Genomic DNA, 14,763 nt, shown 5'->3' with positions numbered 1-14,763 from the left:
GCCACCAGCGCATCCCGGGAAAGCCGTCCCGATGCCGCCGCGCCCGGCCCATGCCGCCTTGCCTGGAGCACCCGATGACAGCATCGAACCACCCCTCGTTCCTCGCGGGCCTGATCGGCGCCGGCATCCAGGCGTCCCGCACGCCGTCCATGCACGAGCGCGAGGGCGCCGAGCAGGGCATGCGCTACGTCTACCGGCTGATCGACATCGACAAGCTCGGCCTCGGCCCGGAAGCGCTGCCCGACCTCGTCCAGGCGGCGCGGCGCATGGGCTTCGACGGCCTGAACGTCACGTATCCCTGCAAGCAGGCGATCATCCCTCTGCTGGACGAGCTGTCCGACGACGCCCGCCAGCTGGGCGCGGTCAACACGGTCGTGTTCCGGGACGGCAGGAGCCACGGCCACAACACCGACTGGTGGGGCTTCGCGGAGAGCTTCCGGCGCGGCCTGCCCGACGTGAAGCGCGACACCGCCGTGCAGCTGGGCGCGGGCGGCGCCGGCGCCGCGGTCGCCCATGCGGCGCTGGCGCTGGGAGTCGGCCGGCTGTCGATCTTCGACAGGGACCGGTCCCGCGCCGCCGGTCTCGCCGCCGAACTGTCCGCCCGCTTCGGCGAGGGCCGGGCCGTGGCCGGCACCGATCTGGCGAAGGACGTCGCCGAATCCTGCGGGCTGATCCACTGCACGCCGACCGGCATGGCCAAGCTGCCCGGGCTGCCCCTGCCGGCGGAGTTCCTCCACCCGGCCCTCTGGGTCGCGGAGATCGTCTATTTTCCCCTGGAAACGGAACTGCTGCGGGTCGCCCGCGGCCTGGGCTGCCGCACGCTGGACGGCGGCGGGATGGCGGTTTTCCAGGCGGTCGGCGCGTTCGAGCTGATCACCGGCGTCCGGCCGGATGCCGAACGCATGCGCGGGCATTTCGCCTCGATGTAGGCCGCCGCGCTGTACACTGAATCGGGAGACCGACGGCAGGCCGGCCCAAATGCCGACTCCGGCACGATCCGACTTCGGAGGGAGGAGACAATGAACAAGATAGTCCAAGGCTATTTCACGCTGCTCAAGATCGTCATCACGCTGTGCCTCGCGGCGATGGTGGTGCTGGTGTTCGGCAACGTGGTGCTTCGCTACGGCTTCAACATGGGCATCACGGCGTCGGAGGAGATCTCGCGCCTGCTGTTCGTCTGGCTGACCTTCCTGGGCGCGATCGTCGCCCTGAAGGAGCACGGCCATCTCGGCGTCGACATCCTGGTCCGCCGGCTTCCCAGCCTCGGCAAGAAGGTCTGCCTGGTGGTCAGCCATCTGCTGATGCTCTACGCGACCTGGCTGATGCTCGACGGCAGCTGGCAGCAGACCCTGATCAACATCGACGTCGCGGCCCCCGCCACCGGCTTCTCCATGGGCCTGTTCTACGGCGTCGGCGTGGTCTTCGGCGTCTCCGCCCTGCTGATCCTGCTCTACAACCTCTACATCGTCGCCACCGGCAAGGCGACCGAGGCCGACCTGGTCATGGTCCGAGAGTCCGAGGAACTGGAAGAGCTGGAGGGGATGGCCGGGCACCACGGCCAGCCCGTCCCGCTGGCCGCGGGCACCGCGCCGGCAACCTCGACGACCAGGAAATAAGGGGCACCCGCGATGACCATCACGATCTTCCTGGGGTCCCTGCTGGGGTCCATGGCGCTCGGCATGCCGATCGCCTTCGCGCTGCTGCTGTGCGGCGTGGCGCTGATGTACAATCTCGACCTGTTCGATGCCCAGATCGTGGCGCAGAACGTGATCAACGGCGCCGACAGCTTCCCGCTGATGGCGGTGCCCTTCTTCATGCTGGCCGGCGAGATCATGAATGTCGGCGGCCTGTCCAAGCGGATCGTCACGCTGGCGATGACGCTGGTCGGCCATATCCGGGGCGGCCTGGGCTATGTCGCGATCCTGGCCGCCTGCATCCTGGCCAGCCTGTCGGGCTCGGCGGTCGCCGACGCCGCGGCGCTGTCGGCCCTGCTGGTGCCGATGATGGTCCGGGCCGGCCACGACAAGGCGCGGTCGGGCGGCCTCGTGGCGTCGGCCGGCATCATCGCCCCGATCATCCCGCCCAGCATCGGGATGATCATGTTCGGCGTCGCCGGCAACGTGTCGATCACCAAGCTGTTCCTGGCCGGCATCGTCCCGGGCATCCTGCTGGGCCTGGCGCTGGTCGTGACATGGGCGCTGGTGGTCCGCAAGGAAACGCTCACCACGCCGCCCCGCGCCTCCGGGAAGGAAATGATGCGGGCGCTGATCGACAGCCTGTGGGCCCTGATGCTGCCGCTGATCATCATCTTCGGCCTGAAGTTCGGCATCTTCACCCCGACCGAAGCGGCCGTCGTCGCCGCCGTCTACTCGCTCTTCGTCGCCACCGTCGTCTACCGCGAGCTGAAGCCCAGCGACCTGTACGACGTGTTCCTGACCGCCGCCAAGACCACCTCGGTCGTGATGTTCCTGGTCGCAGCGGCCATGGTCTCGGCCTGGATGATCACCGTCGCGGACCTGCCCGGCATGGTCACCGACCTGCTGGAACCGCTGATGGACAGCCCGACGCTGCTGCTTCTGGCGATCATGCTGCTGGTCGTCGTGGTCGGCACCGCCATGGACATGACGCCGACCATCCTGATCCTGACGCCGGTGCTGATGCCGGTGATCAAGCAGGCGGGCATCGACCCGGTCTATTTCGGCGTGCTGTTCATCATGAACAACGCCATCGGCCTGATCACCCCGCCGGTCGGCACCGTCCTGAACGTCGTGGCCGGCGTCTCGAAGATCAGCATGGAGGACGTCATCAAGGGTGTCTGGCCCTTCATGGTGGCCCAGCTCCTGGTCCTGCTGCTCCTGGTCCTGTTCCCGTCGATCGTCACCGTCCCGGCCGCCTTCTTCTCGGCGCGCTGACACCGCCATCATAAACCGGAGGAAACGAAAGAAATGCTCACCCGATTCACCAAGCTCGCCGCCTGCCTGGCGCTCCCCGGCCTCCTGGTCCTGGCCCAGCCCGCCGCGGCCGAGATCAACAGCCATACCCTGAAGTTCGCGGCGCAGAACCAGAAGGGCCATCCCCAGGTCCAGGGGATGGAGAAGTTCGCCGAGCTGGTCGAGGAGAAGAGCGGCGGCAAGATGAAGATCAGGCTGTTCCCAGGCGGCACGCTGGGCGGCGACGTGCAGACGCTGTCGGCGCTCCAGGGCGGCACGGTCGAGATGTCGGTGATGAACGCCGGCCTGCTCGGCGGGCTGTCCAAGGACTTCTCGCTGGTCGACCTGCCCTTCCTGTTCGAGACGCCGGAACAGGCCGACGCCGTCATGGACGGCCCGTTCGGGACCAGGCTGGCGGAATCGCTGCCGGACAAGGGCGTCGTCGGCCTCGGCTACTGGGAGCTGGGCTTCCGCAACCTGACCAACAACCGCCGCCCGATCGCCAAGGCCGACGATATCGCCGGCCTGAAGATCCGGGTGCTCCAGTCGCCGGTCTTCATCGACCTGTTCACCGCGCTGGGCGCCAACCCCGTGCCGATGCCCTACCCCGAGCTCTACACCGCGCTGGAGACCGGCACGGTGGACGGCCAGGAGAACCCGTTCAGCAACGTCGTCTCGGCCAAGATGTACGAGGTCCAGGACCATCTCGCGGTGACCCGGCACATCTACAACCCGCAGATCGTGATCATCTCCAAGAAGGCCTGGGACAAGCTGAACGAGGACGAGCGCAAGGTGATCCGGGACGCCGCCGCCGAGGCGCGCGACTTCCAGCGCCAGGCGTCGCGGAGCCAGAGCGACGAGGCCCTGGCCGAGCTGAAGGGCCACGGCATGCAGGTGACCGAGCTGCCGCCGGAGGAAATCGCCAAGCTGCGCGAGAAGGCCCAGCCGGTGATCGAGAAGCATTCCGCCGCCGCCAGCCCCGAGATGGTCAAGCTGCTGAACGACGAGCTCGCCAAGGCGAAGAACTGACCGAACCGCGGGTCCGGGAGCCGCAAGGCTCCCGGGTCTCGCTCCCCCATGAACCGCGGTGCCTATCCGCCATTCTGAAGGACGATATCCTTGACCGTGACGTTGGTGCTGCCCGTCCGGAACAATTCGAAACAGGTCTTGTCCGAGATCGCCGTGAATTCGTAAGCGTTCGCGCCTTTGACGAAGCTGATGCCTTCCCGGCAGATGACGGGCTCGTCCCTGGCGTAGCCGATGCCGCATTGCTCGGGCTTGACGAAGCCTCTCCTGCCGACAGTGATGTAGCCGTTGTAAGGCTGTTGCGGCCACGCGATCCTGTCTCCATTCCGGACCGCGCCCGCAGGCATGCCTTTGCGGGGATACACGAAGTTGGACTCGGCCGGCAGGCCGGGCGCCTCGGTGACGTAGACATCTTTGAAAGTGATGGGGAAGATCGGAGTGCCGGGTTCGGTGAAATAGTAGAGCCAAGACTGTCTGTCCGGGCCGGGAAGTTTGGCTGCCTCGACACGCTCCATCGTGATCGTGCCGATCGAGTACCCAAGCTGGTTCCTCGGTTCCAGCATGAAGGCCTGGTAATGCGTCGTCGCGGTGACGTTATAGAAGCCCAGGTTCTTGACCGACCCCTGCGGCTGGAAGCAGTCGCCATGGGTTCCGCTCTGTGAACCACTGATGTTTTCTATCCGGCAGTTTTGCATGATGAAGTTGCCACTGGATGCACCCGGCTCGTGAAAATAGCCGACTCCATCCTTCGAGCCGACACCGGCATGGTCGACATGAACACCTTCGATGTAAACCGTGCCGTAATTTCGGGTAAAATTCAGTGTTCCGACCGCGCTGCTAAAGTATTTTGGAACGAATTTTCCGCCGATCAAGACGATGTTCCGGCCGCCGATGGTTTGGAGACGGTCATGAGTCCAAGGCGTAGACTTTGGCAAAAAGACCACGTCTTCCGTCGCGCCGAATGTCCAAACCTTCTTGTCAGCGGCAACTTTATTCAAGTCTATGACGGTCGGATTGCTCAGGACGGGCGGCAACCCAGGGCTGTTCAGTTCTCCCCGTTGCGCGCCTGACTCGCGCGCAGCGAGTCCTGGCGGGGTGTGAAGCAGCGTAGAAAGAGTCTACCATCTCGCGCGAATGTGTGAATCCTTGCTCGGCAATTCCTGGACTTGGGGGTTGCCATGGTACCGTTCGGCCGGCTTCTCGCGGCCCTGGGCGAGGTTCCCGATCCGCGGCGCGCGGCGGGCAAGCGCTACCCGCTGGCGCCGCTGCTGCTGTTCACCGTGCTGGCGCTGCTGTCCGGCGCGACCTCGTACCGCCGCATCATCGTCTTCCTGGAGCAGCGCCGGGAGTTGCTCAACGAGCTGTTCGGCGTCGCCCTGAGGCGGGCGCCATCGGTCAACACCCTGCGCACCGTGCTCCAGGACCTCGACGCCGACGCCCTGGAGCGGGCGTTCCGCCGGCACGCCGCCAGCCTGCTGGCGCGCCCCGAGGGCGGGATGCCGGCGATCGCGCTCGACGGCAAGACGCTCAAGGGCAGCTTCGACCACCTCAACGACCGCAAGGCGGCCCAGGCGCTCAGCGCGTTCGCCTCGGAGGCGGCGATCCTGCTGGCGCACAGCGAGATCGACGACAAGAGCAACGAGATCCCGGCGGCCCAGCGCCTGATCGCGGAGCTCGGCCTGAGCGGCGTGCTGTTCACCGCCGACGCGCTGCACTGTCAAAAAAACCTTTGAGGCGGCCCGCGACACCGGCAACGCGTTGCTCGCCCAGGTCAAGGCCAACCAGCCGACCCTGCTGGCCACGCTCGAGGCCATCGCCGCCACCCAGCCCCCGGCCGAAAGCCACAGGAGCGTTGATCCCAAGGGCCACGGCCGCCACGAGACCCGCACGGTCGAGACCTTCGATGTCCGGGGCAAACTCGACGCCGAATGGGACGGCCTAATCGTCTGCGCCGCCCGCGTCGCCCGCCTGACCTGGCACAAGGACACCAGGTCAGGCCTGTGGCACGCCACCGAGGACGTCTCGTTCTACGCCTGCCAGGTCGCGCTCGGCGCCGAGGCGTTCGGACGGGCGGTCCGGGGGCACTGGGCGATTGAAAACCGGAGCCATTGGGTCCGCGACGTCACGTTCGGCGAGGACGCCAGCCGAACCCGCGTCAAGCCCACCCACGTCGCCCGGTTCCGCAGCTTCGCGATCAACATCCTGCGGGCCAACGGCGTCCAGAACATCGCCCGCGAACTCTACGTCAACGCGCTCAACTTCGACAATGCGCTCGCATATCGCCTCTCATAGCGAGAACTGAACAGCCCTGGGCGGCAACCACCGAATCGCCGATTTGGTAACCCGGAAAGTACCGGCGGTGCTGCTGGCGGTCCAAACGATCCTGTATCTGTTGCCTGCCCGGGTATGGAACACCTTGCGAGCGATCGTGGTCAACCTGCCCGCGGCAGCATTGGCAACGGCCGTTTCGGATTGGACACCACCGCAAAAGGAGAACGCAAGAGCGGCTTGAAGAAACGTTCTACGTTTCATCTTTTTCACTCCAGGTAGCCACTGAGATTTACAGCGCGCGAAGCCGCTCAAAATGCGCTCAAGAGTGCATTCTGCCGGAGATCGCGGCCCGATCTCTGCGTGGTCATAAATTCAAAAGGTCAAGACAGCCCCCAGGAACTACATGAGCCCTCATCGAGTTCCTGCTTCGTCCCGCTAAGAAACTTAAGGGACGGTTTCAATTTCAACGAATTGAGATGACATTTACACACTCCTCCCGAGCGAAGTGGATTTCATTGGTTTCAATCCACATTCAAAGAGACTTAACCAATATAGTTACAACTTTGAATACGATCTTCTGGCGTAGGTACTTTTGTTCATTTATTCCGCTACGCCTGATTGATATATCTCAAGAGTTGTTTATTGCCAAATCCATCACCGTGGACGGCCCGTATTTGATTGTAGAGAAACCATATTACATCTGTGACATTTTTTGTGTAAAAGATTATTGGTATAGAGACCTTTGGATAGCCTGAATTTTATTCGTACTTAAGGATGTATTCCCCTAGTCTACCAAATGGCACAGCGGTAAGGCGGGTCGGCAAAAACCAAGCTTTGTCGGCGCGAGTGGCGATACCGAACGCGGTAAACTCGCCGGCCGTCGTGACGGGGCGATACCTTGGTCACCGTCAACACTGATGATGACCCCGATGTCGAGATCCAGGCCGTGACCCATGGACCGGCGGATATCGGCAAAGGCGAGGTGCCGATTTATCGAGCGTCGGGTGCCCGAACGGGCGTATCCGGGACTTCAGGTAATTGGTTTGGAGGCATGTCCCGGAAAAAAGCCCCGCGGCGAGTACCGCGGGGCCGGGTTCAGATCACGGGAAGCTATGCGGCCCGCACGGTCGCGATGAAGTTCGACACCTCAATGCGCAGCTTCTCCGCATCCCGCGCCAAGCCTTCGGAAGCACCCAGCACCTGGGCCGCGGCGGCCCCGGTCTCCCCGGCAGCCTGGGTCACGCCGGTGATGTTCACCGAAACCTCGTCGGTCCCCCGCGCCGCCTGGTTGACGTTGGAGGAGATGTCGCGCGTGGCGGCGCTCTGCTCCTCGATCGCGGCGGCGATGGTGGTGGTGATCTCGTTCATCTGGCCGATGATCCGGCCGATCCCGTCGATCGCCGCCTGCGCGCCGCCCGTCGCCCCCTGGATCTCGCCCACCTTCGACTTGATCTCCTCGGTCGCCCGCGCGGTCTGGGTGGCCAGCGACTTGACCTCCGACGCCACCACCGCGAAGCCCTTGCCCGCCTCGCCGGCGCGCGCCGCCTCGATCGTGGCGTTCAGCGCCAGCAGGTTGGTCTGCCCGGCGATCGTGTTGATCAGCTCCACCACTTGGCCGATCTGCTCGGCAGCCTGCACCAGCACCTTGATCGTTTCGCTGGTCCGGCCGGCCTCCGCCACCGCCTGGCCGGCGACCTGGCTGGAGTTGCTGATCTGCCGGCCGATCTCGGCGATGGAGGAGGACAGCTCCTCGGTCGCTGCCGCCACGGTCTGGACGTTGGCAGAAGCCTGCTCGGAGGCTGCGGCCACGGCGGTCGCCTGCTGGCTGGTGGTGTCCGCGGTGTGGGTCATGACCGACGCGGTGCTCTGCATCTCGGTCGCGGCCGAGGCCACCGTCTCGACGATGCCCTTGACGCTGGCCTCGAAGCCGTCGGCCAGCTTCAGCATCGCGGCCTTGCGCTCGGCCGCCGCGCGGACCTCCGCCTCGCGGGCCTCCCGCTCCATCTCGCGGGTGCGGATCATGTTGTCCCTGAAGACCTGCACCGTGCCGGCCATCTGGCCGATCTCGTCCTTACGTCCGACCGCCGGGATCACGGCGTCGGTGTCGCCGCCCGCGAGCCTGCGCATGGCTTCCGTCATCGAGGCGACCGGAACGGCGATGCTGCGCCCGATCAGCCAGGCCAGCACCAGCCCGACCGCCAGGGCGGCACCGCAGAACGCCAGCGCCGCGGTCTTGGCGGTCGCCGCGTCCCCGGTCGCCTCGGCCTGCACCGCTGCCCGCAGGTTCGTGGAAACCGCCAGGATGGCCTCCGTCTTGTCCTGGAGCGGGGCCATGGTCTCGGCCATCCGCTGGACGGTGGCATCGATGTCCAGCGTCAGCTTGGCGATTTCCGCGAAACCCTGGGCGTAGGCTGAGAGCAGCTTCTTCGCCTCGCCCAGCCGTTCCGCCTGTCCCGGGACGAGCGGCAGGGCGGCCAGTTCGGCGAGCTGCCCGACGACGCCGTCGAGTTCCTTGGCGACGCGGTCGACCTCCTCCTTCTTCTTGGAGTCCATGAAGCGGGCCGCGACCACCCGCGCCAGCAGGAAGCTCTCCCCGGCCTGCGCCGACTTGGCGATCGTTTCGGGGCTCCCGTCCTTGATCTCGGCGAGACGCAGGTCGGTCAGGATCTTGCGCAGATCAGCGCCCAGATCGGTCAGGATCTCTGCTTCCAGGCTGGTCTTGCGTGCGTTCTTCTCGATGATGCCCTGGAAGGAAGTCTTGTATGCGGACTTCATATCCAGGATTTCCTCGACGATCCTGATGTTCTCCGGCTTCGTCATCAGCGACCTCGCGGCGGCCAGGGCATCTTCGGCCAGGCGCCACTTCGCTTCGAATTGGGTGGCATGCGCCTTGTCGCCGCTCTCGACGAACTGCCGGGTGGCCAGGCGGGCCTGAAGGATCTCCGACTCCGCTTCGGAGATGTGGGCCGCCACGTTGGTCTGGACCGTGTAGTCGCGGAGGTTGGTTTCGCCGTCCTGGGCGGAAAGCCAGGACTGCCCGCCGAGGCCGATCAGAACGGCGAGAAGGGCACCGAAGCCGGCATTGATCTTGGTCTGGGTCTTCAGGTTGCCGAAGAAATGCGCCGGACCCTGCCGCTGAGTCGTAGAAATCGTGTTCACTTTCGCCTCGCATGATTGGCGGCTCGTCCGATGAGCCATCCATTGACCGAAGTGAGGCAACTCCCGGCACGGGGTGACGCCGTGCCGCCGAAGCCTTCATCTGGCCGGCCTGCGATGCATGAAACATGCCAACCTGAAGTCAAACGAAGGCAATATACGGAAGAGGATATTGTTTTTGTGGTCCGCTGCCCATGTTCCGGATATTTGGACGAAGCGAAACTATGTTCCTGGCCCGGATCAACGACCTTACCTATTTACTTTTTGTTAGCCTTATAAATCATTGCATATTGCACTGGATGAAGTGCGGCGCCCCGTTTTGCAAATTAGGCGGGGCGCCGTGCCTCACAGCAGGTCGTCGATCGGCGACTGGTTGCGCATCATCGCCTGCATCGCCATGCGCACGCCCGCGTTGGCGGCACCGAACTGCTGGTATCCCCGGCGCTGGACCACCTCGAAGAAGAAGCGGTCGGCGAAATTGTCCGTGTAGGCGTGGGCGAAGTCGCCCTGGTCGTCGCGGTCGAACAGCAGGCCGAAGCGCTGCAATCGCTCCAGCAGATCGTCATCCAGCGCGAGGCGCGCCGCCAGGTCGTCGTAATAGTTGGCCGGCACCGGCAGCATCGGGGCGCCCGCCGCCGCAAGGCCGGTCGCGGTGCGCTCGATCCCGTCCGACGCGAAGGCCACGTGGTGGACGCCGGCGCCCGCGGTCGCCGAAACGAAGCGGCCGGTCGCCGTCTTGCGGCTTTCCGACATGTTCAGCGGCAGCCGGACGGTCCGGTCGGGGCTGACGATGGCGCGGCTGCGGATCAGGCCATAAGGGTCCGGCAATTCCCAGAGCTGCTCCAGCACGAAGCCGAACACCGCGCGGTAGAACAGCACGAAGCTGTCCATGCGTCCGCTGGGCAGCGCCTGCGCCACATGGTCGATCGAGGTCAGACCGCCCCCTTCCCCATCGGCCGGCTCCCCGGCGGGGAACAGGGTGAAGTCGTCCTGCCAGATGCTGTGGCCGGAGCCGTCGGACTGGACCAGATAGACCAGCGTTCCATCGGGAGCGCGGACGGAGGGGATCTTGCGCTCGCCTTCGCCGGTCCGCTCCCGCCAGGTGCCGTAGAGCAGCGCCTCGGCACGCGCCACGACGCTGTCCGCATCGTCGACCCGGAGCGCCATGGCGCAGACCGAGGGACCGTGCATCTGGAAATGCTCGGCGGCGGCGCTGTCCGGCTCGGCGTTCAGCACCAGGTTGACACGACCCTGCCGGTACAGCTCGACCGCCTTCGACCGGTGGGTCCCGGCATGGCGGAAGCCCAGTGTCTTCAGGAACCCGCTCAGGTCCCGGCCGGCCTCGTCGTCCACCGCGAACTCCAGGAACTCGAAGCCGTCGAAGGGCACCGGCGCCGGCAATCCTTGACCGTGGCCGGCCTCGGCTTCCGCCAGGATCAGCGAGCGAAGGCCGTCGCGCGCGGTCTGCCGGGCGGGTGCCGCCCGGAAATCGTCGTTGAAGATCTCCAGCGACAGCGGCCCGTCATAGCCGGATGCGAGCACCGCCTTCAGGAAATCCGTGACCGGCAGTTCGCCCTGCCCCGGGAAACACCGGAAATGCCGGCTCCAGGACAGCACGTCCATCTTCAGCAGGGGCGCGTCGGCAAGCTGCACGAAGAACAGCTTGTCCGCCGGGACCTGCGCGATGCCCGCGGGGTCGTCGCCCAGAGCCAGGGTATGGAAGCTGTCCACGATCAGGCCGAGCGCGGGGTGGCCGGCCCGCTGGACGATGTCCCAGGCGTGCCGCCAGCGGCTGACGTGCCGCCCCCAAGCCAGCGCCTCGTAGCCGACGCGCAGGCCGCGCCGGGAAGCGCGCTCCGCCATCTCGGCCAGGTCGGCCGCGGCGCGGGCGTCATCGTCGATCGCGGCCTGCTGCACGTTGCTGCACACCAGCACCAGGTCGGTGCCGAGCGCCTGCATGATGTCGAACTTCCGCTCGGCGCGGTCGAGGTTGCGCGCGCGGACGGTGTCCGGCATCGCCTCGAAATCGCGGAACGGCTGGAAGATCGTGATGGCGAGGCCCAGCTCCTCGGCGATGCGGCGGACATCCCGGGGCGAGCCGTCGAAGGTCAGCAGGTCGTTCTCGAAGATCTCGACCCCGTCGAAGCCGACGGCCGCCGCCGCCTCCAGCTTCTCCGGCAACGTGCCGCTGAGCGAGACGGTCGCGATGGACTTGCGCAAGGGCCGGGACTGCAGCTGGTCGGACATCTTCGGTGATCCCATCCTGTCGGTGAGGGCCGTTCCCCTTTGAGAAAAGAACGTACCAGTTCGTTCATTTTTGAACAATAGTTAATGAGCCGGACTGCATGGAGGGGCGGCGTCCCGATCAGGTCGCCCCGGTGCGTTGCGCCATGGGCGCAACCTACGACCGTCGGCCCGCATCACCTCCGCCCTGCATCGAGCCGTAGGTTGCGCCCATGGCGCAACACAGTGCGGAGAGTGGAACGGCCGGCTACGAGGACCGGAGCGGATCGACCTGATCGGGAACCGCCCGAGGTGCGCGGGACACCGCCCCTCCGCCGGCAGGATCAGTGGCCCAGCGACTCCCGGCCGGCGACGGTCCGGACCGTCCTCTCCTCCGGATGGGCGACCTGCTTGATCATCAGCGCCACCGCCGCGATCAGCCCCGGAACGGCCAGGATCGCGAAGATCTCGCTGAAGGTCATCTGCCGGCGCGACAGCTCGGCAACCAGGAACGACCCCGCAATGCCGCCGAACCGGCCCAGGCCCAGCATCCAGGCCACGCCCGTGGCGCGCCCGTTGGTCGGGTAGTATCCCGCGGCCAGCGCCGGCAACGACGACTGGGCGGTGTTCATCAGGGTCCCCGCCGTGAACACCACGACCACCAGCAGGCCCAGGTTGCCGGCCGCCTGACCGATCGCGTAGACGGCGACCGCGGTCAGGGCGAAGCCGACCGCGATGATCTTGTTGCCGTTGAAGCGGTCCATCAGCCAGCCGAACAGGATGGCCCCGACGCCGCCGAGCGGGAACAGCGCCGCGATCAGGGCCGCGTGCCGCGGTTCCATGCCCGCGTCGCGGAACAGGATCGGCATCCAGTTGATCAGCGCGTAGAAGATCACCAGCCCCATGAAATAGGTGATCCACAGCATCACCGAGCCGACCAGATACCCGCGGGAGAGCACCACGCCGATCCCGCTCTTGCCCTGGACCTGCACCGTGCCGGCCTTCTCGGACATCACGAAGGACCCGGCAGTCGCCGCCGACGCCGAGATCCGGCTCAGCACGGCGCGGATGCGCTCGACCGGCTGCCTCTTGGCGACCATGTAGCGGACCGATTCCGGCAGCAGCAGGATCAGCAGGACCGTCAGGAGCAGGGGGGCCACGCCGCCCAGCACCAGGACGCTGCGCCAGCCCCAGATCGGGATCATCCAGGCCGCGAGGAAGCCGCCGAACGCGGCGCCCAGGGGGAAACCGCAGAACATGGCGTTGGTCAGGGTCGCGCGCCGCCCGTCGGGGCAGTACTCGCTCATCAGGGTGACGGCGTTCGGCATGGCGGCGCCAAGGCCCAACCCCGTGACGAAGCGCCAGACGACGAGGTGGTTCAACTCGGCCGAGAAGGCGGAGGCGAGGCAGGCGGCGCCGATCAGCAGCACCGAACCGACCAGCACCCGCTTGCGGCCCATCAGGTCGGCCAGCGGACCCGAGGACAGGGCGCCGAACGCCAGGCCGAACAGGGCGGCGCTGAGCACCGGCGCCAGCGCCGGCCGCTCGACGCCCCATTCCGTGATCAGCGACGGGGCGATGTAGCCGATCGCCGCCGTGTCGAACCCGTCGAGCAGGACGATCAGGAAGCACAGCGCGAAGATCAGCCACTGGTATTTCGAAAAGGGATTGTCGTTCAGGAAAGTCTGGACATCGACGCTGCGATCTCCGGCCGCTCGGTTCTGGGCCACGGGTTTCCTCCTTGTTTCTTGTTCCATCAACAGCGGACCCACATCGGCGTCAGCCGATCGGATCTCCGTCGGCATCAGCCGATCGGAACCCCGACGTAATTCTCCGCCAGCAGCGTCGCCGCCGAGCGCGAGGTCACCACGTTGGCCAGTTCCGCCATCTGGAGCCGGCTCTGGAAAGCGTCCTGGTCGGGGAAGCGGTGGAACATCGACGTCATCCACCAGGAGAAATGCTCCGCCCGCCAGACCCGCTTCAGGGCGACGCGCGAGTAGTCGTCCAGGCGGTCCCGCGACCCCGAGCGGTAGAACTCGACCAGCCCCAGGCTCAGCACCTTGACGTCGCCGACCGCCAGGTTCAGCCCCTTGGCCCCGGTGGGCGGCACCACGTGGGCGGCGTCGCCGGCCAGGAACAGGTTCCCGAATTGCATCGGCTCCAGGACGAAGCTTCGCATGCCGATGATGCCCTTCTGGAAGATGCGCCCCTCGCGGAGCTGCGATCCCTCCGCCGTGTCCAGGCGGGCATGCAGTTCGGCCCAGATGCGGTCGTCGGACCAGTTGTCCACGCTGTCCTTCGGATCGCACTGGAAATAGAGCCGCTGCACGTCGGGCGAGCGGGTGCTGACCAGCGAGAAGCCGCGCTCGTGCTGGGCGTAGATCAGCTCCTCCGACGAGGGCGGCGCCTCGACCAGGATGCCGAACCAGCCGAACGGATAGATCCGGCTGTATTCGGTCCGCCGGGCCTCCGGGATGCTCAGGCGCGACAAGCCCTGGGAGCCGTCACAGCCGGCGATGAAGTCGCAAGCGAGTTCCCGCTGCCCGCCGTCCTGCCGGAAGCGGATGGTCGGCCGGTCCGTCTCGACCCCGTGCAGGCTGACGTCCGACACGCCGAACAGGACCTGCCCGCCGGCATCGACCCTGGCCTTGACCAGGTCCTTGATCACCTCGTGCTGGGCGTAGACGGTGATCGCCTTGCCGCCGGTCAGGTCGGCGAGGTCCAGCCGGTGCCCCTGGCCGCCGAAGCGCAGCTCGACGCCGGTATGCCGGAAGCCTTCCCGCTTCATCCGCTCGCCGACCCCGGTCTCGGTCAGCAGATCGACGGTGCCCTGTTCCAGCACGCCGGCGCGGATGGTGGATTCGATCTGGTCGCGCGTGCGGGTCTCCAGCACGACGGACTCGATGCCTTCGAGATGAAGCAGATGGGACAGCAGCAGACCAGCCGGTCCGGCGCCGACGATGCCGACCTGTGTACGCACGGCCGTTTCCTCCGAGTGGTTCTTGTTTCCTGACCCAACAGCATAACGGGCCGGACATCGCCGTGAATGGACAGACCAGTTTATCCCTGGTACTTTCCGGACATGCGCCGGCGTTCCCCCGACCTCCCGCGGATCCCGGGCCGATGACCGGGCCGATACCGACATACGAGCTTTACG

Annotated in this window: 9 protein-coding genes and 1 pseudogene; 5 read left to right on the top strand and 5 right to left on the bottom strand. The window is 66.1% G+C overall.

All coding sequences use genetic code 11. The annotated features are described in order from the left end of the window. Positions 1-74: 74 nt before the first annotated feature. From JL101_RS34775 to JL101_RS34760, 4 genes are all read left to right on the top strand, one after another. Positions 75-929 carry a shikimate dehydrogenase gene (locus tag JL101_RS34775; protein WP_203104005.1) on the top strand — a complete coding sequence of 285 codons (855 nt, stop codon included), beginning with the start codon at positions 75-77 and terminating at the stop codon, positions 927-929. 90 nt (positions 930-1,019) lie between these two features. Continuing rightward, positions 1,020-1,616: a TRAP transporter small permease gene (locus JL101_RS34770; protein WP_203104003.1), complete on the top strand. Its 597-nt coding sequence runs from the start codon at positions 1,020-1,022 to the stop codon at positions 1,614-1,616. Positions 1,617-1,628: 12 nt separating this feature from the next. Further along, the gene (locus JL101_RS34765; RefSeq protein WP_203104001.1) at positions 1,629-2,912 is read left to right on the top strand and encodes a TRAP transporter large permease subunit; all 1,284 of its coding nucleotides are present in this window, start codon (positions 1,629-1,631) and stop codon (positions 2,910-2,912) included. A gap of 33 nt (positions 2,913-2,945) precedes the next feature. Then, on the top strand, positions 2,946-3,959 hold the full coding sequence (locus JL101_RS34760; protein ID WP_203103999.1) for a TRAP transporter substrate-binding protein: 1,014 nt from the start codon (positions 2,946-2,948) through the stop codon (positions 3,957-3,959). A 62-nt stretch (positions 3,960-4,021) separates the two neighbouring features. Here JL101_RS34760 and JL101_RS34755 read toward each other — a convergent pair whose 3' ends face one another. Next, positions 4,022-4,990 (bottom strand): hypothetical protein, encoded by a 969-nt coding sequence (locus JL101_RS34755; protein ID WP_228435648.1) that lies wholly within the window; start codon positions 4,988-4,990, stop codon positions 4,022-4,024. Positions 4,991-5,134: 144 nt separating this feature from the next. Here JL101_RS34755 and JL101_RS37085 point away from each other — a divergent pair. Further along, a pseudogene (locus tag JL101_RS37085) lies at positions 5,135-6,248 on the top strand (ISAs1 family transposase). A 1,089-nt stretch (positions 6,249-7,337) separates the two neighbouring features. On the opposite strand, the gene JL101_RS34745 reads toward JL101_RS37085, so the two are convergent. The 4 genes from JL101_RS34745 to pobA form a co-directional block, all read right to left on the bottom strand. After that, entirely contained in the window at positions 7,338-9,386 is a 2,049-nt protein-coding gene (locus JL101_RS34745; RefSeq protein ID WP_228435647.1) for a HAMP domain-containing methyl-accepting chemotaxis protein, read from the bottom strand. A 342-nt stretch (positions 9,387-9,728) separates the two neighbouring features. Further along, positions 9,729-11,630 (bottom strand): bifunctional sugar phosphate isomerase/epimerase/4-hydroxyphenylpyruvate dioxygenase family protein, encoded by a 1,902-nt coding sequence (locus JL101_RS34740; RefSeq protein WP_203103505.1) that lies wholly within the window; start codon positions 11,628-11,630, stop codon positions 9,729-9,731. Positions 11,631-11,950: 320 nt separating this feature from the next. Further along, positions 11,951-13,336 carry an MFS transporter gene (locus JL101_RS34735; RefSeq protein WP_228435646.1) on the bottom strand — a complete coding sequence of 462 codons (1,386 nt, stop codon included), beginning with the start codon at positions 13,334-13,336 and terminating at the stop codon, positions 11,951-11,953. Between the two features lie 74 nt (positions 13,337-13,410). Further along, entirely contained in the window at positions 13,411-14,586 is a 1,176-nt protein-coding gene (gene pobA, locus JL101_RS34730) for a 4-hydroxybenzoate 3-monooxygenase (RefSeq protein WP_228435645.1), read from the bottom strand. Positions 14,587-14,763: the final 177 nt, after the last annotated feature.

The organism is Skermanella rosea, from assembly GCF_016806835.2.
Lineage (GTDB): Bacteria > Pseudomonadota > Alphaproteobacteria > Azospirillales > Azospirillaceae > Skermanella > Skermanella rosea.
This window is presented reverse-complemented; position numbering and strand designations above follow the sequence as displayed.